At 69.7% G+C, this 19,690-nt stretch carries 18 protein-coding genes and 2 rRNA genes (1 of these 20 only partly in view); 12 read left to right on the forward strand and 8 right to left on the reverse strand.

All coding sequences use genetic code 11. The annotated features are described in order from the left end of the window. Together G6O69_RS20340 and rrf are read left to right on the forward strand one after the other, a co-directional pair. A 23S ribosomal RNA gene (locus G6O69_RS20340) occupies window positions 1–106 on the forward strand; it begins 2,834 nt to the left of the window's first position. Window positions 107–280: 174 nt separating this feature from the next. Next, window positions 281–397, forward strand: a 5S ribosomal RNA gene (gene rrf / locus G6O69_RS20345). Window positions 398–1,298: 901 nt separating this feature from the next. On the opposite strand, the gene G6O69_RS20350 is transcribed toward rrf, so the two are convergent. The 3 genes from G6O69_RS20350 to G6O69_RS20360 all read right to left on the reverse strand — a co-directional run bounded on the left by G6O69_RS20350 (window position 1,299) and on the right by G6O69_RS20360 (window position 5,180). Further along, a complete protein-coding gene (locus G6O69_RS20350) occupies window positions 1,299–2,696 on the reverse strand; it encodes a hypothetical protein (protein ID WP_172305178.1) in 1,398 nt (465 codons plus the stop codon). A gap of 103 nt (window positions 2,697–2,799) precedes the next feature. Next, on the reverse strand, window positions 2,800–3,933 hold the full coding sequence (locus G6O69_RS20355; protein WP_172305179.1) for a hypothetical protein: 1,134 nt from the start codon (window positions 3,931–3,933) through the stop codon (window positions 2,800–2,802). Beyond that, window positions 3,930–5,180, reverse strand: coding sequence for a hypothetical protein (locus G6O69_RS20360; protein ID WP_176396979.1), 1,251 nt, complete (start codon window positions 5,178–5,180; stop codon window positions 3,930–3,932). Before G6O69_RS20360 ends, G6O69_RS20355 begins: the two co-directional genes overlap by 4 nt. Between G6O69_RS20360 and G6O69_RS20365 the strand changes: the two genes are divergently transcribed. Then, window positions 5,179–6,093, forward strand: a complete 915-nt coding sequence (locus G6O69_RS20365) for a hypothetical protein (protein ID WP_172305181.1) — start codon at window positions 5,179–5,181, stop codon at window positions 6,091–6,093. The two genes, G6O69_RS20360 and G6O69_RS20365, sit on opposite strands and share 2 nt — an antisense overlap. 51 nt (window positions 6,094–6,144) lie before the next feature. On the opposite strand, the gene G6O69_RS20370 is transcribed toward G6O69_RS20365, so the two are convergent. The 3 genes from G6O69_RS20370 to G6O69_RS20380 are packed head-to-tail and all read right to left on the reverse strand — an operon-like array spanning window position 6,145 to window position 9,684. Beyond that, window positions 6,145–8,268 (reverse strand): hypothetical protein, encoded by a 2,124-nt coding sequence (locus G6O69_RS20370; protein ID WP_172305182.1) that lies wholly within the window; start codon window positions 8,266–8,268, stop codon window positions 6,145–6,147. Between the two features lie 8 nt (window positions 8,269–8,276). Then, window positions 8,277–8,843, reverse strand: coding sequence for a TlpA disulfide reductase family protein (locus G6O69_RS20375; protein WP_172305183.1), 567 nt, complete (start codon window positions 8,841–8,843; stop codon window positions 8,277–8,279). After that, window positions 8,830–9,684: a hypothetical protein gene (locus tag G6O69_RS20380; protein ID WP_176396980.1), complete on the reverse strand. Its 855-nt coding sequence runs from the start codon at window positions 9,682–9,684 to the stop codon at window positions 8,830–8,832. The genes G6O69_RS20375 and G6O69_RS20380 overlap by 14 nt, the downstream gene beginning before the upstream one ends. A gap of 75 nt (window positions 9,685–9,759) precedes the next feature. On the opposite strand from G6O69_RS20380, the gene G6O69_RS20385 reads away from it, so the two are divergent. Both G6O69_RS20385 and G6O69_RS20390 read left to right on the forward strand, forming a co-directional pair. Then, on the forward strand, window positions 9,760–10,695 hold the full coding sequence (locus tag G6O69_RS20385) for a hypothetical protein (protein WP_172305185.1): 936 nt from the start codon (window positions 9,760–9,762) through the stop codon (window positions 10,693–10,695). A 72-nt stretch (window positions 10,696–10,767) separates the two neighbouring features. Further along, a complete protein-coding gene (locus tag G6O69_RS20390; protein WP_172305186.1) occupies window positions 10,768–11,970 on the forward strand; it encodes a peptidylprolyl isomerase in 1,203 nt (400 codons plus the stop codon). 16 nt (window positions 11,971–11,986) lie between these two features. Here G6O69_RS20390 and G6O69_RS20395 read toward each other — a convergent pair whose 3' ends face one another. Then, the gene (locus tag G6O69_RS20395) at window positions 11,987–13,156 is read right to left on the reverse strand and encodes a hypothetical protein (protein WP_172305187.1); all 1,170 of its coding nucleotides are present in this window, start codon (window positions 13,154–13,156) and stop codon (window positions 11,987–11,989) included. 48 nt (window positions 13,157–13,204) lie between these two features. Beyond that, on the reverse strand, window positions 13,205–14,674 hold the full coding sequence (locus tag G6O69_RS20400; protein WP_172305188.1) for a carotenoid oxygenase family protein: 1,470 nt from the start codon (window positions 14,672–14,674) through the stop codon (window positions 13,205–13,207). A gap of 130 nt (window positions 14,675–14,804) precedes the next feature. Between G6O69_RS20400 and G6O69_RS41620 the strand changes: the two genes are divergently transcribed. The 7 genes from G6O69_RS41620 to G6O69_RS20435 all read left to right on the forward strand — a co-directional run bounded on the left by G6O69_RS41620 (window position 14,805) and on the right by G6O69_RS20435 (window position 19,626). Further along, on the forward strand, window positions 14,805–16,367 hold the full coding sequence (locus G6O69_RS41620; RefSeq protein WP_176396981.1) for an anti-phage dCTP deaminase: 1,563 nt from the start codon (window positions 14,805–14,807) through the stop codon (window positions 16,365–16,367). Next, window positions 16,327–16,890, forward strand: coding sequence for a DUF488 family protein (locus G6O69_RS20410; protein WP_172305190.1), 564 nt, complete (start codon window positions 16,327–16,329; stop codon window positions 16,888–16,890). Before G6O69_RS41620 ends, G6O69_RS20410 begins: the two co-directional genes overlap by 41 nt. Before the next feature lie 53 nt (window positions 16,891–16,943). Further along, a complete protein-coding gene (locus tag G6O69_RS20415; protein WP_172305191.1) occupies window positions 16,944–17,231 on the forward strand; it encodes a DUF1244 domain-containing protein in 288 nt (95 codons plus the stop codon). 16 nt (window positions 17,232–17,247) lie between these two features. Next, the gene (locus tag G6O69_RS20420; RefSeq protein WP_172305192.1) at window positions 17,248–17,682 is read left to right on the forward strand and encodes a secondary thiamine-phosphate synthase enzyme YjbQ; all 435 of its coding nucleotides are present in this window, start codon (window positions 17,248–17,250) and stop codon (window positions 17,680–17,682) included. Between the two features lie 14 nt (window positions 17,683–17,696). Further along, on the forward strand, window positions 17,697–18,227 hold the full coding sequence (locus G6O69_RS20425; protein ID WP_217909875.1) for a DUF1993 domain-containing protein: 531 nt from the start codon (window positions 17,697–17,699) through the stop codon (window positions 18,225–18,227). Window positions 18,228–18,329: 102 nt separating this feature from the next. Continuing rightward, entirely contained in the window at window positions 18,330–19,235 is a 906-nt protein-coding gene (ttcA, locus tag G6O69_RS20430) for a tRNA 2-thiocytidine(32) synthetase TtcA (RefSeq protein ID WP_172305193.1), read from the forward strand. Between the two features lie 49 nt (window positions 19,236–19,284). After that, window positions 19,285–19,626 carry a PilZ domain-containing protein gene (locus G6O69_RS20435; protein WP_172305194.1) on the forward strand — a complete coding sequence of 114 codons (342 nt, stop codon included), beginning with the start codon at window positions 19,285–19,287 and terminating at the stop codon, window positions 19,624–19,626. Window positions 19,627–19,690: the final 64 nt, after the last annotated feature.

Below are 19,690 nucleotides of genomic sequence, written 5' to 3' on the forward strand. Positions count from 1 at the left end.
GGACTCCCTGAAGGCTCGTCGTAGACTACGACGTTGATAGGCTGGGTGTGGAAGCACGGCAACGTGTGGAGCTAACCAGTACTAATGAGCCGTTCGACTTGGCCCGTACAGGGGCTGCTGACCGTTGTCAGCGGTCGGGTACGAGGTTCCGAGCGACACAAGCGCCCCTCGCAACAAGCGAGAGAAGAGCCTCAGAGCTCTTCGACAAGGAAGTGTGCTTTGGTGAAGTCGCCGGGTCGGAGTGGGCTGCTGCAACATGCAGCCCCCGACCTCACGTTTTTCTGGTGGTCATGGCGGAGGGGCCATACCCGATCCCATCCCGAACTCGGAAGTCAAGCCCTCCTGCGCCAATGGTACTGCAGGGGCCACCCTGTGGGAGAGTAGGTCATCGCCAGATCTATCGCCCCCGGTCGAAAGACCGGGGGCGTACTTTTTTAAGCGCTGGCGGCCGTGGGGAGGTGTTTGCTTCGAGGGGGAGGGGCTCCGGCAGGGGCGTCTTTGCTGTGGGCGGTTCGTTGTTTGGGCGCCAGCTAAGCGCTGGCGGCCGTGGGGAGGTGTTTGCTTCGAGGGGAAGGGGCTCCGGCAGGGGCATCTTTGCTGTGGGCGGTTCGGCGTTTGGGCGCCAGCTAGGCTGGCGGCCGTTGGGTATTGGTTGCTTGGCGGGCTGCGGCTGGCGCTGGGCGGTTGGCCCTTGGGCGGTCGGTTTTGGGACCGCCAGCCCGGGGGTGGTGGGGCTCGCTGTTTGCGGGGCTCGCTGTTTGCGGAGCTCGGCGTCTGCGGAGCTCGGCGTCTGCGGAGCTCGGTGTCTGCGGAGCTCGGTGTCTGCGGAGCTCGGTGTCTGCGGAGCTCGGCGTCTGCGGAGCTCGGTGTCTGCGGAGCTCGGTGTCTGCGGAGCTCGGCGTCTGCGGAGCTCGGCGTCTGCGGAGCTCGGCGTCTGCGGAGCTCGCTGTTTGCGGAGCTCGCTGTTTGCGGAGCTCGGCGTCTGCGGCTCGCTGGACGGCGCAGGCTGTTTGGCCGAGCTCGACCGTGGCACTCCGCGCTCGTTCATCTTGCCTGCCGCAGGACGGTGGTCTTTCCCTTTGTTGAAGCTCCGGCTTCGACGAGGGGGCGTCTGATTTTTGATTGACTCGAGTTCGACCGCGGGCTGTGCGGACAAAGAGCGCGAGCAGTCGAGGCTCTGGAGCGTTCGCCCTCGGGTTTGGACAGGGCTCGAGGCGGAGCGGGCGGATCAGGGCGAGGCCGGGCTCGCGCGTGGTCTCGAGCTCGCTATGCGCGCACAATTCGTCTGCTCAGCTCGCTCAGCTCTCCTTCGCGGCAGAGCGGAACACTCGCAGCGGGAGCCACCAGCCAAGGCCGAGCCACAAGGCGCGGTGGTGGGCGGCTTGGACGAAGGCCGGGGTGTGCGCGAGCTCGAGGGCGATGGCCTGGGAGCGGGCGCCCAGCAGGCTGGCGTCCTCGAGGGGCTCTCGCTCGAGGCTGGGGTGCTCGATGCGAAAGCGCAGCTCGGCGCCGAGATCGAGGAGGATGGCGGCGAGGGTCACGCTGGCCAGGACCATGGGCAGAGGGAGGGGGGCGAGGGCGAGGGCGAGGAGCAGGAGTTCGCTGCGGATCAGGGCTCGGCGGGAGAGGGCGGCGGCTTCGCGCTCGAGCTCGGCTGGGGCTGCGCGTGGAAAGGCTCGCTGCCAGCGCGCCAGGAGCAGGCTGGGCCTGGTGAAGAGCCACGCTCCGGCTGCGCCGAGGAGGGCGAGGGCCGCGAGCAGGAGGAGGACGTCGGTCGAGGGTGCGAGGCTGAGCTCGGTCGCGCTGGTGGCGGTGGGGGCCTGGTGGATGAGCGCGGTGAAGGCTGGGAGCGCGGTGAGCTCGGCGGCTGCGGTGTCGTTCGGCTCGACGATGAAGATGGCGAGGGCCGCGGCGATCCACAGCGGGAGCAGGCTCGTGCTGGGGATGTCGAGGCCGAGGCCGAGGCTGCCCTCGTGCGTGCCGCCTTCGTGGGCGCGACGACCGAGGGCGCGGGCGCGCGCGGGCTGGCCCAGCCAGACGAGGGCGCCGATGAAGACCACGCCGATCAGCGCGCTGGTCTGCTGGGGGTCCCGCGCGACCGAGATGGCGTCGGCGAGGCCGTCGACGAGGACCGCGGCGATCACGAGAGAGGTGCCGTGGCCGAGGCCGCGGCGGTCGATGAGGGCTGCGCCCGCAAGGAGCAAGGCGGGGCCGGTGGCGGCGGTCAGGAGCGTGAGCGCCGCGCCGTGGTCGAGCGCGCCGCCGCGGCCGAGCAGGGTCCAGGCGACGGTGAGGACCAGGGAGAGGCCCCAGCTCAGGGCGAGGGCGCGCTCGCGCGTGGTCTTGGACTCGGCGCGCGCGCGCAGGCGGGGGACGAGGCGAAGCGCGAGCTCGATCAGGGCGGCGGCGAGGATCAGCGCGGGGATGGTGGGGCGCAGGGCGAGGGCGCCGAGGTCGAGGGCGCTGGCGCCGGGGGCCGGCGTGCGGGCGAGGGCGATCAGCGCGGCGACGACGAGGGTGGTGCCAGCGAGCTCGGCCCAAGGGAGGGCGCCGAGCGAGACGGTGCTCTCGCTGTTGTCGGTCGCGAGCTCGAGGGGGCCGCCGCAGCTGCGGCAGCGCTCGATGTCGCCTCGGAACTCCGCGGCGAAGCCGTGCTGAACCCGAAAAGGGCAGGCGAGGTTCGGGCAGCGTCGCATCGCCGCGGAGTATAGAGCGTGATTTCGAAGCGATGACGCCCGCGCACGGGCGCGGGCGCCATCGATGGCGACTCGAGCTCGGGCGCGTGGCCCCGCTTGGCGCTCAGCCGGCGCCCGCGCTGGCGCCGACCTTGCCGCTGACGCTGGCGCTGGCTTTGACGCTGACGTCGATCTTGACGCTGGCGTCGACCAGGGCGCTGACGGCCGTGGTCACGCAGGCGCTGGCCTTGGCCCCGGCGGCGCCGAGCTGACCCTTGAGGCGGTTGCCGGTGTCGACGACGACCTCGAGGTCTCCGGCGAGCTGACGACCGAGGCGGACCTGGGCCTGGATCAGCGCAGGGAGGTTAGCGGCGAGCGTGGCGCGGAGCTTGGACATGGCCTCGGCTTGGGTCTGGGCCTGGATGTCGAGCTTGGGTGGCTGGCAGCTGGCGCGGACGTTGGCCGAGGCCTCGCAGTTGGACGAGCACTCGGCCTTGACCTTGGACTGCTCGACCTCGACCTCGCAGCGCGGGGCCTTCCATTGGCCTTCGCACTTGGCGTGGCAGGTGGCCGAGCACTGACCGGTGCAGGTGCCCTGGCACTCTCCCACGCAGCGGCCCTGGGCGTCCTTGGCGGAGCACTGACCCTGGCACTCGCCGGTGCAGGTGCCCTCGCACTGGCCGCCGCAGGTGCCCTGGCAGTAGCCCGAGAGCTTGGCCGGCTCGCACTCGGCCACGACCTTGCCGGGGTCGACCTCGACGCCGCACTCGGCCTCGCACTGCGCCTTGAAGTTGGCGTCCATCTGGCAGCGCGGCGGCTGATAGTGGACCGAGACGGCCGCGTTCGCGTCGATGATCTGCTTGATTTTGTTGGCGACCGCGGTGCAGGGGGCGGTCGCCGAGTCGCCGTCGCGGGCGGCGAGCTGGGCCTCGGGGACGCCCAGGTCCTTGCCCATGTTCACGCAGGCCTTGGTCACGGCGGCGTAGGATTGATCGGCGAGGCGCGAGACGTCGGCGCTGGCCTGCAGGAAGGCGGCGATGTCGGCGTTGAGCTCGGCGTCGCTGGTGAAGCTCCCGCCGAGGAACTTGCGGCTGCGCCACTCTGGGCAGGCCGCGCTCGCTGCGGCCTTGGTCGCGCTGGTGGTGGAGGGGGTGACCGAGGTCGGGACCGCGAGGTCGCAGGCCATGCCAGAAAAGAGCGCGGCCAAAAATGCGATCAGGTACGGAGCCCAAAGTGCAGGGCGGGTCGGAGCGTTCACGGGCGAATGCTATCAGCATTGCCCGAGCCCTTGGGCGCTTTGAAGCCCAGCTGCTCGGCGAGCCGGGGGTTTTGCTCACCCACGCGCCAAATGTAGCGATCGAGGATGTAGTGCGTGCCCTGGGGCAGGGTCAGCGCGGCCACGACCAGGGTGAGGCCAAAGGCGTCGAGCTCGAGCTGGCCGTCGCCAAAGAGGCCGGGGTGGTCGTGCCATACGAGCCGGTCCCACAGTGCCTCTTCGGCGATGGCCAGACCGGCGAGGAGGCCGTAGAACACGGCCAGGAGCGCGACGATTCGCTGGCGGCTCTGGTCGTCGAGTCGCGCTGGGCGTGCGGGGGCCCGCGCCCGTGCCCCATGGACCAGGGCCTCGACGCGCTCGCGGCCGCCGGCGATCCACACCAGGGCCATGTAGGGCACGCCATGCAAGAACACGTTGGTGATCGTGAACACGCGGTCGTCGTCGAAGCAGACGATGCCGAGGTTCCAGCACAGGGCCGTGACCGCGACGATGGCCGCGACCATCGGGTGCCCGCGGCGGCCGAGCTGGAGGCGGCGGGCAAAGAAGAGCGCGAGGATCGGGAGCTGGGCCCAGGCGGCGAGGGTGCCGAGCTGCGCGGGCAGGCCGGTGAGAAAGTCGTCGGCCATGAACCACGCGAAGCGCCGGGGCAGGTGGCCGTGCCAGTAGATCACCGGGCCGGCGGTGCAGGCCCACACGGCGGCCTTGCTCAAGGCGCGATCGAGGCGGGTCGGTGGGCTGGCGCCGGCGCGCAGGTAGATCGAGACGAAGCCCTCTTGCTGCTTGATGAAGTGGAAGACCGCGAGGTAGGCGAGGCAGGTCCAAAACAGCGCCGGCGAGATCGCGTGGGCCATGAAACCGATCGTGAACACGAGCAGCGGGGCGCCGCGCAGCAGCGAGGCGTGGCGCCGCCGGGCCTCGGGGTCGAGCCAGGTGCGGTAGAGCGAGGCCCACACGTGGGCGACGTCGACGAGGAGCACGCCGGCGATCCATAGAGTGAGGCTGTCCTCGTCTCCGCCCGCGTCCGCGACGCCGATGACGAGGCCGACGATGGCCGCGAGCAGACCCGGGAGCACGAACCAACCCAGGTCGAAGGTTGGTGAGACCAGCCAGCGCTGGCGAGGACGCGCAGACGGGCGCACGAGGGGGAGTTTATCAGCGCGGCGAGGCGGGAAAAGCGGACGCACCGCGGCCGTGGTCGGGCTGCGCCGGCCTGGTAGGATGTCGGCCATGAAGCGCTTTGCCTTTGTCTCGAGCCTGGTCCTCCCCTGTCTGCTGCTCGGCTGCCCCGCGGATCCCGGCGGCGAGGACACGGACGATGGCACGGGCTCGACCGACGACGAGGCGGGCGAGTCGACGGACGAGGGCACGACCGAGGCGGGCGAGACGACGGACGACGACGGCTCGACCGACACCGCGGAGGACCTCGCGACGATCACGGGGGTCATCTTGGACATGCAGGGCGCAGCGCTGCCCACCCCCGGGGTCCAGCTGTGCGGCCCGATCGACGACGAGGGCAACGTCGAGGCCTGCATCCCGGTCAGCGTCGACGACAGCTCGGGGGCCTTCTCGATCGGCGCCAAGAAGACGGGGCTGTGGAGCCTCAAGGTCGTGCACGGCAGCGTCGACGACCGCAACTTCGCCGGCCAGGCCTTCCAGGTGACCCTGTCCGAGGGCGACGCCCTCGACTTCAGCGATCCGGCCATCGTCATCCCGGAGGTCTCGGCGACGACGGTCCTCGACGGCCTCACGCAGGTCAATCTCGATGGCGGGCTGAGCCTGTCGATCGACCCCGAGCAGGCCCAGACCCCGGACTTCCTCGCGCCCACGGCGCTCGGGGGGCTGGTCGTGGATCCGCAGTTCTGGCGCGTCGACGAGGTCGAGGGCGCCGCGGTCATCCAGGCCTGGGCCTTCAGCCCCTTCGGCACCAAGGCCAAGGACGAGGGCTCCTTCGACTTCAGCGTCGACGACAGCCTGGGCCTCGACGCCGGGACGGCCCTGAACTTCTACGAGATCGAGAAGGACAACGGCTCGCTGCACCTGGTCGCCACGGGGGTGGTCAACGCCGACGCGAGCGCTGTCGACCTGAGCGCCGCGGGCGAAGGCCTGCACGAGCTGACCTGGCTGCTGGTCACGGAGGACTGAGCGGGCCCGAGCCGGGGCTGGGCGGGCCCGAGCCGGGGCTCGCGCCTTGGCTCAAAAGCTCAGCACCAGGTCCATGCGCACGCCCTCGAAGTCGGGCAGGTTGCGGCACGAGCCGTTGACGCACAGCAGGCCGCCGACCTGGCGGCCACCGAACACGCGCAGGAACGAGGACTCGAGGAAGTTGACGCGGACCTCGACGCCCGGCCACAGGTGCGGCTTGTAGTTGCAGGCGTCGTCGTCGTCGCTCTGGCAGGGCTGATCGTGGAGCTGGAGCTGGCCCTCGCCGGCCGGGAACTCGCTCGAGAACCCGCCGATCAGCGCGACGTTGAGGAAGGGCGAGAGGCCGTAGCCGAAGATCAGGTTGCCGCGGTGGAAGTACTTGGCCGGGGCGCCGCCCTTTTGCACCCGCTCGTAGCGCCAGTCACCGCGGAAGGATACCGAGTGGGACAGGCCGCGAGTCTTGCCGACGACCTGGTTCACGTAGAGCTCGGCGTGGGGCAGCTTGCGGACGTAGGGCGCGGTGTCCTCGTCGGGCGGGCGCTGGAAGCCCTCCCAGCGGTAGCCGACGCTGGCCTGGACCTCCGAGCCGCGCTCGAGGTCACGCCAGCGCATGCCCACGTAGCCGTGGTGGGCCATCTCGCCGACCTCGGGATCGAACATGTCCTCGTCGTTGGTCAGGGCGTAGACGTAGCCGAGGTAGTTGGCGAGCAAGGTGACCCGCGACTTGGGCAAGGTGTGCTCGACGAGCACGCGCCCGCCGGCGGTGTTGCTGGCCGCGGGGATGATCTGGTCGGCGCGCTCGAGGGTGGGGGCCTGGCTGTACTGGACCGTGGTCGCGGCGTTGTCCTTGGCGACCAGGAAGTTGTCGTAGTACTTGCCCTCGATCAGCACGAAGGTGTCGCCAAAGGTCAGCGAGTTGGCCAGGTAGGCGGCGATGCCGTTCTCGACCAGGCCGGGGTAGTACTCGCGGTGGTGAGGGTTGCGCATCAGCCCGGTCACCCCGCCGAAGATGTCCCAGTGCTTGGCGATGCGCTTGCGCCCGATGTCGCCGCCGACGAGGTGCATGCCCTCGTGCTGCTGGCCGACGAGCTCGCCGAACCAGATGAACACGTAGTGCCCGCCGACCCGGACCTTGCCCGGGAGCTTGGTGTCGAAGCGCCCGCCCGAGATGATGTCCGAGCACATCGTCATCCACGGGTTGCCGTACTTGTTGCGGCGCAGGACCGGCGTGTTCTCGCACAGCGCGTGGGGGTAGCCCGGGTCGCGGAAGAGCTGGCGCGTGGCGAAGTCGCTCTGCTGGCGGTTGGCGATGCCGCCGATGCCGGTGAGCTCGATGTACTTGGTCTTGAGGTCGAGGCGCGCGCCCTTGACCGTGGCGTCGACGCCGATGTCGGCGATCTTGCGGACCGAGAGCGGGATGCCGCGGCCAAAGTTGACGTTGAAGTCGCCGAGCGTGGCCTCGAAGTTGCGGTTGCCAAAGCGCAGCTGGAGCCGCTCGATGCGGTAGTCCGAGGCGAAGTTGCACTGCCCGGCCTCGACGTCGCTGACCTGGCCGTCGCCGTCGCTGTCGCACAGCGCCTGCTGCTTGGCGTTGAACACGTTGTGCGTGTCGATCCGCGCCATGGTCGAGACCTGCCAGCCCTTGTTCAGGCGCGAGTCGCTGCCGAAGTTGATGTAGTTGACGAGGGCGTAGAAGCCGTCGTTGTTCGACAGCGCGTCGTAGTTGTTGCCGAAGTAGTCGAAGAAGGTCGTCGACCGGAACCACATCTGGGTGTTGCCGGTCGGCGGGATCTTGGGGTTGGGCAGGGCCGGTGCGTGGTGTTCGTCGGCGTGCGCGGCGACCTCGGCCTCGCGCTCGGCCTCCTCGGCGGCGGCCTCGGCCTCGAGCTCGGCGGGGTCGAGATCGGGCGCCGGGAGATCCGGGGCGGGCTCGAGCGGCGGCTCGTCGGGCGGCCCGAGCAGGGGCGCGGGCTCGACGGCCTCGAAGGTCGGGGCGAAGACGTCGAGGACGTCGGCCTTGCTGTCGATGGGCGGCTCCTCGGGGAGCTCGGTCGCGTCGGTGTCGGTCGCGTCCTCTGGCGGCGCCGCGAGGGCGAGGCCCGGAGCGAGGGCGAGGGCGCAGGTCCACGCCCACGCGAGCCGGCGGCGGCCGGCGGGGAGGCGGCGCCGGAGCATCGCGGCCATCACTCGGCGGCGGCCGGCGCCGGGAGCTGCTCGGTCAAGAATTGCTCGAGCTCGGTCTCGTCACCCTTCACGTAGCCCTGGTGCGACTTGATGATGTTCCCGTCGGCGTCGAGGATCACGTAGAAGGGGATGTCGCCCTTGGGGTTGTAGCGGGCGAGGAGCTGGGTCTCGGGGTCGTAGAGCACGGGGAACGGCCACTCGCCCTCGGACGCGAAGCCCGGGACGCGGGAGATGGTGTCGGGGCCGTCGATGCTGATCGCGTAGATGTTGAGGCCGCGATCGTGGAGGCGATCGTAGATGCCCTTCATCTTGGCGAGCTCGCCGGTGCAGGGCACACACCAGGTCGCCCAAAACGCGAGCACGTGGACGTCGTCGGCGGTCTGGCTGACGATGGTGACGTCGTCGTCCTCGAGGTTGGTCAAGGTGATGCCGAGGTCCGCGTAGACGTCGCTGGGCGCAGCCGTGGCACCGCCGGACTTGTCGCAGCCGAGGCTGGGGGCGATGCACAGGCTCAGGGCCGCGCCGACTAGAAGCTGGGAGAGCTTGGGGATCTCAGATGTCGCCATAGGGATTGTTGATGACCGTCTCGAGCTGAATCTCGAGCAGCTCCTGGTCGACGATGCTGCCGGTGCGTCGAAACACGACGTTGGCGTTGGCATCGAAGACCAGGGTGAAGGGGATGGGCTCGGCGGGCGTGAGCTCGATCTTCGCGCGCAGGGCGCCTTGATCGGGGGTGTAGAGGATCGGGAACTTGTCGTCGACGACCTCGGCGGACCAGCCGGCGCAGATCTCCGGGGTCATCGAGCTGCCGGCGGCGCCTTCGTCGAGGGCCTGGATGAACTGGATGCCCTGGGACGACCACTCGTCGACGAGCTCGGCCGCCCACTCCTCGCCCTCCATGCGGCACGGGTCGCACCACACGGCGCCCAGGCCAAAGACGACGCCGCGAGTCAGGACCGCGGGCTTGTCGGCTTGGGGCAGGTAGTCGGCGATCTGCACGGGCTCGCCCATGCAGTCGAAGAGCTCGAGGTTTTCGAACACCTCGCCGGAGGAGAAGCCGTAGGGCCCGGCCGGGTAGCCACATTCACCGCTGGCCTCGCCGCCCGAGTCGGACTCGTCCTCGGCGCCGGTCTCGTCGTCGCTCGAGCCGAAGTCGACGCAGGGCTCCGAGCGGTCGAGGAGTTCGAAGTCGGGGAAGCTTTTTTGGCACTCGCAGGGGGGGAAGGAGGGGATGCATCCCAACCCCAACATCAGCGGGGAGGTCGCCGCGAACAGCGTCATCCAGTGCAGACGGAGCTTTGCGAGGAGGCGCGCCAACATGACCAAGCGCGGCCATGATGCCATGGTCGGATGGGCGGCCCGGCCCACTAGATCGTGGGCATGCTCACTGATATTGATCAGACTCATGTCCAGCGATGTTCTCGGCGCAGGTCTATGCTTGCGAGGCCGCGCGCCGGACGCTTGGTCAAGTTTGGTTGTCACATGAGCACGTCGAAGCATCTCCTCTTCTCCGCCTCGTTGTTTTTCTTGCCGCTGACGCTGGCGGGCTGCTTCGACGAGGGCCCCGCGGGGGACGACGAAGCCGCTAGCGAGGACGAGACCGCTAGCGAGGACGAGGGCGCCGACGAGGTCGAGACCGATACCGGTGAAGAGACCGCGGGCGAGATCATCGACACTGACCAAGACGGTCTGTCCGACGAAGAGGAGGCGATGCTCGGCACCGATCCGCTGCGTAAGGACACCGACAACGACAACTACTGGGACAGCTGGGAGCTCATCGAGGGCACGGATCCCCTCGACGCCAGCAGCCGGATCTACATCGGCTCGTGGCCCTACAACCCCGACAAGGAGGAGCTCGATCAGGGCTCCTGGGAGGACACGGGCAAGCAAAAGGGCAAGTCCTTCCCGCGCGAGGTCTTCCTCGACCAGTACGGCGACACGGTCGACGTCTACGACTTCACGAATTTCACGGTCAACTCGACCAAGCAGCCGGCCGTGTTCATCATGGATCTCTCGGCGCAGTGGTGCACGCCCTGCCACAACGTCGCCAACTGGATCGCCGGTAACGACGACTCGAACAACGAGTGGATCCAGGAGATCTATCCCACGGTCCGCGAGAAGGTCCACGGGCTGTTCGTGTGGTGGATAACCTTCGTCGTCCAGGACGCGAACGGCGGGGATCCGAGCGAGGGTGACATCGAGGCGTGGTTCCAGGCGCACTGGGATCCCTACATCCCGCTCTTCCTCGACGAGGGCCAAAAGGTGCTGAGCCGCTTTGGCGGGGACTCCTTCCCGCACTTCTTCCTGCTCAACTCCGAGATGAAGATCGAGTACTTCCCGGATCCGAGCCACAGCACCAACGCCAACCCCTACCCCGCGATCGGGCTGATCGACACGCAGGTCCCCGGCGCCGAGTGAGGCGCGGCCTGGCGCAGGACGCCGAGCGGGCCGCCGCTTTTCAGCGGGCCGCAAGCAGGTTATTCGCCTGTGGTGTCCTCGCTCTCGCTCCATAGGCTCCGCGTCATCGTCCCTGGGTTGCTCGTCGCCGCGCTCGCTTGTTCGTGCAAGGGCGAGCAGGGCGAGCGCGCCGCGGGGGCGGAGCAGGCCGAGGCGGCGGAGAGCTCGTCGGATCCGAGCGCGCCGGCGCAGGCCGAGGCGGAGCCCGAGCCCAAAGAAGTCGCTACGCCCGAGGCCCTGCCCTCGGAGCTCCCGCCCTTGCCCGAGGTCCTCGCGACCGTGGGCGGGCGCGAGATCCCGCGCCGGGAGTTCGAGATCCGCTACCGGCCCACGGCCGAGAAGCTGCTCGCGCGCCGCGGGGACGGGCGGATCCCGGGGGCCTTCGAGGCCATGCAGCGCCGCAAGATCATCGACGGGCTGATCTGGTCGGTGCTGCTCGAGCTCGAGGCCGAGCGCAGCGGCGTCGATGTCAGCCCCGAGGACCTCGCGGCCTTCGAGGCCGAAGAGCGCCTGCACATCCTGGACTGGCCGGCCTGGCTGGCGCGGATCAATCAAAGCGAGGAGATCCGCCGGGGCAAGGACGTGGACTATCTACGCGAGCGGGCGCTGCTCGAGGCGCGGGTCGGAGCGCTCAGCCCCAGCGAGGACCAGCTGCGCGCGGCCTATGAGGCCCAGCGCGACGAGCTGGTCGTCAGCGAGCCGGTGATTCGGGCCTCGCACCTGCTCTTCACCTACGGCCCGCGCGTGGGCGACGAGAAGATCCAGCCGCTCTTGCCCGAGCAGCGCGAGGCCGCCAGCGAGGGCGAGAAGGCGCGCTGGCAGGCGCTGGCGTTGAGCAGGGCCAAGGCTCTGCGCGCCAAGGCCCTCGAGCCGGGCGTCGACTTCAACGCCCTCGCCGAGGAGTGGTCCGAGGGCCCGGGGGCCTTCCGCGGCGGCGACATGGGCCTGTTCCCCAAGGCGCGCATGGTCCCCGAGTACGCCGAGGTGGCCTTCGCCCTCGAGCCCGGGGAGATCAGCGAGCCCGTCGGCTCGCTCAAGGGCTTCTACGTGATCAAGTCCTTTGGCCGCTACGAGCCGGGGCCGCTGCCCTTCGAGGCGGTGCGCGCCGACCTGGTCCGTCAGCTCGAGCGCGAGATCTACGACGCGGGACACGAGGCCCTGCGCAAGGAGCTCGAGGCGCGCTTCGAGGTGGCCAGCCCGGCGCTGGATCAGGCGCGAGCGCTCGAGGCGAAGTGAGTGGCGAAGTGAGTTGCTAGCCCCGGGGCAGACGAAACTGGCGGTTGGCGGTGTCCCAGCGCACCTGAGCTCGGGTGGAGTCCGGGTCCAAGCTGACGCGGACGCCGAGCTTGGCGGCCGCGGTCGAGAGCTGGGCGCGCGCGCTGGAGTCGATCAGGCAGCCGCCGAGATCGAGGCGCTCGAGGCCAGCGAGGGCGCCGAGGCACCCGAGCAGGCGCTCGAGGGCGGGCTCGTCGAGGACCGAGTCGCGCAGGTCGAGCACGCGCAGGCGCGGGAGCAGGGCGCCCGCAGCGAGGGAATCGAGGATCGCGTCGACGAGGTCAGTGCTCCGCAGGGCGAGCTGTTCGCAGTCGGGGAGGGTGTCGCCGACGAGGAGGGCCGCGAGCCAGGGCGCCCACTTGGGCCTCGGCGTGGGCAGGGCGTCGAGGGTCCGCGGCGCGGGCTCGGGGCGAGGCAGGCCGAAGTAGCGCCGGCCGCCGAGACGGAGCTCGACGCGGCGAAGGCCGGGGCGAGGGGCGCTGGCGAGGGCGCGCAGCGGGAGCGGGTCGAGCTCGCAGTCGACGTGCAGCTGGGTGAGCGCAGGCAGGGCCGCGGGGCCGAGCAGCGAGTCGAGGGCGCAGCCGGGGCCGCGGAGGCTGAGCTGGCGAAGCTCGGGGACGCGCGCGGCCAGGTCGGCGCCCGCTTCGGCGAGGCCCTCGAGGCTGGCGCGGTAGTTGCCGAGGGTCAGGGCGCGCAGGGCAGGGCGGAGGGGCCCCGCGACGAGGGCGGGGAGGGCAGCCCCGGGATCGAGCTCGCCGAGATCGAGGGCGGTCAAGGCCACGGCCGCCTCGCTGGTGAGCAGCGCCTCGGCGAGGGCGCGCTGGGCAGCGAGCTCGCCGAGCTCGGCCTCGTTGGCGAGCAGCGTCGCGTCGAGCAGCAGGCCCATGTACCAGCGAGCCGCGAGGCGCTCGGGCCCACCGAGGGCCTGCTCGAGGTCAAAGACGAAGCGCTCGACCTCGGCCTGGGCGCTGGTGAGGCTGTCCGAGAGCGCGCCGGGGGCCTCGCCCGCCTGCGCGGAGAGGGTGAGGCGGCGCGCGAGGGCGAGGGCGCGGCCGCGGGGATCCCCGCGGGCCTCGAGCCAGTCGGCGAGCACGTCGATGCTCTGGGGCTCTCGCAGATCCGGGGCGGTGGGGGCGGTGGTGTGCACGCGCGGGGCCTCGCTGAGGGCTGGGATCGAGGGCTCGTCGGGGCTGGATCAGCGCATGCCCGAGGGCGCCGGGCCGAGCTGGGAGCCGGGCACCCAGCGGGTGTGAAAGCCGACCGGCACGTGGGTGGGGATCGCCAGCCGGGCCGCGATCTCGAGGGTGCTCGCGCGCAGCAGCCATAGCTCGCTGCGCCCGGTCGCGTCCTCGGTGACGAAGGTCGCGAGCAGGCTCTCGCCCTCGTCCTCGTTGCCTTCGTCGAGGGGTAGCACGGAGACCTCGCCCCCGGTCCAGCCGGGCGGATAGTGGCGGTCGAGCACCGGCCCGTGGACGGTCGCGTTGGCGTCGAGGCCCACGCGGCGGACCCCGGCGAAGCGCAGGATCTCGTCCTCCTCGAACAAGCTGAGATAGACGGCCGAGGGCGGCCGACCCACGCGGCGGTCGTCGATCCGCGGGAACTCGGCAAGCGCGTCGTCGAGGAGCTCCTCGCGGGCCTGGCCGGACTCGAGGTCGAGCGTCCAGCGGACCAGCTGCGGCTCGAGGCGAAGGTGGGCCAGGTGTGGCACGACCCGCTGCGTGCGGCCGACCTGGGGGTCGTACATCAGCGGATCCCGGATCCGCGAGACCACGATGATCACCTGCTCGCGCCCGTCCTGGCCGCGGGCCTCCCAGGCGGCGGCGAAGTGATAGACGTAGCAAGGCGGGAGCTCGAACCAGCGCGGGGCACCGGGCGAGGCCGCGCGACGATCGAAGAGGCCCACGCGCGTGGGCACCTCGGGGAAGAAGCGCATGCGGACCTTGCCCTGAGCCAGGGCCACCGGGTCGGCGAACATCGACACGTCGAGCAGCACGCTGAAGCGCTCGGTCAGCATCAGGTCGTGCTGCGGCCGCGGCCCCGGGAGCTCGATGGGCGTGCGCCGCAGCTCGCCCGCGGCCGTGAGCACCCCGTGGGTCAAGAAGGGCGGGCGCGCGTCGGCGTAGTCGATGAACACCAGGTCTCCGCCGTGGGGGTCGACCTTGGCGTGGGCGGTCATCGTCCCCGGCGGCGTCCACGGCCCCTCGGTGGCCAGCTCGGGCAGGCTCAGCGCGTAGGCCTGACCGCCGCCGAGCCACCACAGCGCGAGCAGCTTGTTTTGCCAGACGATCAGATCGGTGTTGGCGGTGTTCTTGTAGGGCCCCTCGGGGTGGCCGAGGTCGGGGCGAGCGAGCAGCCCCGTGCGCGTGGCCTGGCCCGCGGCCTCGTCGGCCGCCAGCCCCTTCGTCCGCACCCAGCGGTTGCGGTAGCGGGCGCGCCCATCTTCGAACTCGACGGCGTGGATCATCCCGTCGCCGTCGAACCAGTGGTAGGGCCGCGGCGGATCGAACTTGGGGTTGCTCGAGTTGCGCGTGAACACGCCACGCAAGGAGCGCGGGAGCTCGCCCTCGATGACGGCGAGCTCGCCGTGGTCGTGTTCCTTCAACTCGGGGGTGAAGGCACCTTGGAGGTAGGTCTCTGCGTCGGCGTACTCGCGGGCGCTGGGCATGGGGGGATTTTATCAGGCCGAAGGGGGGAGTGGTCGGTATCTGGGCCACCTGCGGGAGAGGGCGGCGGTGGGTGCTCGGGGGTCGTGATAAAAAGAGTGCATGGGTCAGCTAGCGAGAAGGTTGCCAACGGTGCCATCCCGAGGGTCGAGAGAAGACCTCCTGGGCGATGAAGTTCGAGCGCAGGAGACCGACGATCTGGTGTTCGGTGTCACGGGCTACGTGGGGTCAGGCTCGAGCACGGTTGGGGCAGCCCTCGTCGAGCAGCTCGGAGGTCTGGGCTTCGCAGACATCCATCGGATCAAACTCTCGGACCTCTTGGCGGAGCAGGGCGGACTCGAGCGCTCCCGAGATGGCAGGGTCGCGGAGAGTGTCTCGCTCCAAGACGAGGGCGATCGCTTGCGTGCGGCCTACGGCGGGAACTTCGTGGCGGGCCTGGCCATCAAGCAGATCTACGAGCGGCGTGAAGAAAGCACCAAGGGGACGAGGGTCTTTGTCCTGGACTCGCTCAAGCACCCCCAGGAGATCGAGCTCCTTCGCGCGGTCTATGGGCGGGGCTTCTATCTGATCGGCGTACTGTGTAGTCGGGAGGAGCGCTTGCGCCGCCTTCGGCTCAAATTCAAGCAAGAGCCCGAGAGAGACAAGATCCGGGAGTTGATGGAGAGAGATGCGTCCTCCGGGGCAGGGCACGGTCAACAGGTCCGCAAGACCCTGCATCGTGCAGACTTTTTCGTGGCCAATGACGCGGGGCAGGACGCAGACATGCTCGGTGAGCCGCTCGAGCGCTTCTTGCAGGCGGTGACGGGATCGAAGGTCATTCGACCGACGCGTGACGAGAGGGGGATGCACGCCGCGTGGTCGGCATCGCTGCGTTCTTCGTGCATGTCGCGGCAAGTGGGCGCGGCGATCACCAACGGCGCTGGTGAGTTGCTGGCGACTGGGACCAATGATCCGCCCGCTCCAGGAGGGGGGCTCTACACGGAGAGTGGCCTCGATGACGAAGAGAAGACCAGTCGACGCTGCTTCGAGTGGGAGGGGGAGCTCGGGCGACCACACTGCCGCAACGACCGCAAGAAGCGCGAGATATACGCCGAGATCTTCGAGCAGCTGAAGCGCTCGCAGGCGTTGACCGAGACCGCGACTCCCCAGCGAGTTCAAGAGGTGCTCGAGCGGACTCGCGTCCGAGACTTGATCGAGTTCTCCAGGGCGATCCACGCCGAGATGGACGCCTTGCTGACCTTGGCCCGTGCTGGGACTGCGGTACCTACCTGCGGGACGCTCTACTGCACCACCTACCCATGCCATAGTTGCGCGCGCCACATCGTCGCGTCGGGTCTCTCGCAGGTCGTCTACATCGAGCCCTACGACAAGAGCCTCGCCCTCGAATTGCACGCCGACGCGATCCGGGAGGTCACGACATCGGGCGGCGGGGATGACGACCCCCGTGTCGTGTTTCGGCTCTTCAGCGGGGTCGCGCCGCGAAGGTTCTCTGCCCTGTTCGAGAAGCGTCGTCCGCTCAAGGACGAAGGCGGCTTCTCGTTGCCTGGTGCGCAGGGTCCAGCCCACTCGGACCGCGTGCTCATGCGTAGCTTCTTGCAGCTTGAAGAAGAGCTGGCGAGGACGGTCGACTCTGCGCTAAGAAAGGGGGCAGGCGATGACGGAGCGCAAGGACCAGCCGAGCCTTCGGGTGATTGATGGCGGGCGCTCACCGCGGCTGCGTGCAGAGGCGCCCTCGAGCGCGCCAGCGAGCGCGCCAGCGAGCGCGCAGTTGGGCCTCCCCGGGATGGCTCCCCCGCGGCGAGCGCTGATCTGCGCGACGGTCGCTGTGCTCGAGGTGGATGGCCTGGACGCGTTGCTCCGCGAGCTTCAGGTCCGGCAGATCGTCGACCTGCGTGTCGCGCCCTCTTTTTTACGCCTCGGCTTGCGCAGGCGAGAGCTGGTTCAGCGCGCGGAGGCGCTGGGCGCCGGCTACCTGCACCTCGCGGCGCTGTCCAACCGCTTTGCCGGGGAGACCTGGGACGCGGTGCGCTACCGCGAGCGCCTCGAACGCCACTACCTGGACAACCTCGAGGCCGTGAAGGTGCTGCGCAGCCTCGTCGATGAGGGGCCGGTCTTGCTCATCGTGGCCGAGGGCTCCAGCCTCGAGCAGGAGCTGCTCGTTCGTGCGCTCGAAGACGTCTCGCCGGACTTCGAGCTGCGCCAGCTCGCGGGGGCCTGAGCCATGGTCGGCGCCGATTCACGGCGCGTGGGACAGGCGTTAGGCTGGGCCGCATGTCCGCCAGCGACGACGCCACCCGCACCGAGATCGAGGCCGCAGCCTTCCGCCGCCTGGTCGCTCACCTGCAAGCGCGCACCGATGTCCAGAACATCGACCTCATGAACCTCGCGGGCTTTTGCCGCAACTGTCTGTCCAAGTGGTACCGCGAGGCCGCGGCCGAGCGCGGCGTGGCGCTCGAGCTCGACGAAGTCCGCGAGCAGGTCGTCTACGGCATGCCCTACGCCGAGTGGAAGGCCCAGTATCAGACCGGCCCGAAGATCGAGCTGCCCAAGGGCGACTGAGCGAGCGGGGGAAGTCATGCACACCTGGGCCAAGACCTTGACCATCGCCACCTCGGGCCGGGGGACCCTCGACATCAGCGCCCGCGTCCAGGGGGTGGTCGACGCCTCGGGTATCCGCCTGGGGCTGTGCAACGTGTTCATCCACCACACCAGCGCCTCGCTGATCGTGTGCGAGAACGCCGACCCGGAGGTCCGCCGCGACCTCGAGCGCTTCGCGGCGCGCTTGGTGCCAGATGGGGACCCCCTCTTTCGTCACACCGAGGAGGGCCCCGATGACATGCCGGCCCACGTGCGCAGCGTGCTGACCCAGACGGCGATCACCTTCCCGGTCAGCGGCGGCCGCGTCCCGCTCGGGACCTGGCAGGGGATCTATCTGTGGGAGCACCGCCACGGCGCCCACGGGCGCAAGCTGACGATCACGGTGCAAGGTCAGACGCGCGACCTGCCCTGATACGCTGCGCGCACATGACCACCGCCACCGCCATGCACGAGCAAGTCGTCGTCCAGATGTCCAAGATGCTGCGCAACCTCGAGGGGATGCTGGCCAAGGCCGCGGCCTTCGCTGAGGCCAAGGGCTGCGCCCCGGACAGCTTCGTGGGCTTCTCCCTCGCCCCCGACATGCGCCCGCTGAGCTTCCAGATCCAGGCGGCCTCCGACACGGCGAAGTTCGCCGTGGCCCGGCTCACCGATGTCGAGGCGCCGAGCTTCCCGGACGATGAGACCACCTTGGACCAGCTGCGCGAGCGTCTGGCCAAGACCGCGGCCTTCCTCGAGGGCGTCGAAGCCAAAGCGTTCGAGGGCGCAGAGGCCCGCGAGGTCCGGCTGCACTTCCTGCCCGGCAAGTGGGTCCGTGGCGACGACTACCTGCGCGAGTTCGCGCTGCCCAACCTCTACTTCCACGTGAGCATCGCCTACGCGCTGCTGCGCATGGCCGGGGTCTCCGTCGGCAAGCTGGACTATGTCGGCTCGATGAAGCTCCACGACGACCCGGCCTGAGCCTCCCGACTCGCGCTCCAGGACACTCCCCCTCCGGGCGAAGCTCCGCAGGGGGAGGCGCGCGCGCCTTCATCTTTGCGGGCAGTCTGCTAGAAACCGGGGATGGACGGCAGCTCTGGCCAAGCCCCCACTCCCCGCGACGCCCGCGGCCGCCCGCCCCTGGCCAGCAAGCGCCTGCGGCGGGCGATGGGCAAGACCATCGCCGACTACCGGCTGATCGCCGCGGGCGACCACGTGATGGTCGCGGTCTCCGGCGGCAAGGACAGCTACACCTTGCTCGAGCTGCTGGTCGAAGCCCGCGAGCGCGCGCCGGTCGACTTTGGGATCACGGCGGTCCACATCGATCAGGTCCAGCCGGGCTACGACGGGGCGCCGCTGCTGGCCTGGCTCGAGGCCTTCTCGGCGCGCACGGGCGTGGGCTTCGAGATCGTCCGCGAGGACACCTACACCACGGTGGTCGACCAGACCCCCGCGGGCAAGGCCTTCTGTGCGGTGTGCTCGCGCCTGCGCCGGGGGGTGCTCTACACCACGGCGGCGCGCCTGGGCTGCAACAAGATCGCCTTGGGTCACCACCGCGACGACAGCCTCGAGACCCTGCTCATGAACCTGTTCTACGCTGGCAAGCTCCAGGCCATGCCCGCGGGCTACACCACCGACGACGGCCGCTTCGAGGTCATCCGGCCGATGATCGAGTGCGCGGAGGCGGACATCATCGAGCACGCCGCGTGGGCCGGCTACCCGATCCTGCCCTGCAACCTGTGCGGCTCCCAGGACAATTTGCGCCGCGAAAAAATGCGCGGGCTGATCTCGACCATGGCCGAGGACAACCCTCACGTGCGCGCGGTGATGCTCAACGCGCTGCGCAACGTCCACCCCAGCCACCTGCTCGATCGTCGGCTGCTCGGCCTCGCGCAGGATGACGAGGGCGAAAAATCGGCACCGGAGGCCGCGAAGGGCCCCGCGCAGCCGGCCCAGGGCCTCGTTCAGCTGCGTCGAGAGCGAGGCTGACCCGCGCTGGGCCAGGCGGCCCGATCCGTGTGCAATACTGCCCCCGCCCATGGACAACCGCCGCAACTTCGCCCGCGTCGAGCATCAAATCCTGGTCAGCTACGCCCACTACGAGCCGGGTCCAGACCACATCAAGGACGAGGAGGGCCTGGCCAAGACCCTCAACATGAGCGTGCAGGGCCTGCTGCTGCTGATCCCTCGGTCCGTCGAGGTCGGCTCGCGGCTCCAGCTGACCCTCGACCTCGACGGTGAGATCGTCGAGTCGCTGGTCGCTCGAGTGGCGCGCTGCGAGCCCGCCGAGGGCGAGATGTACAACATCGGCGTGGCCCTCGAGCACGTGCCCGATCGCTTCATCGAGGCCGTCGAGCGCTACTTCAGCAGCAAGGGCTGAGCCCAGCTCTCGCCCGCGGGCCTGCGCGCCCGAGCACCGGACCCACCTCGACGCGGCTCGTCGC

This window comes from Pseudenhygromyxa sp. WMMC2535, from assembly GCF_011083025.2.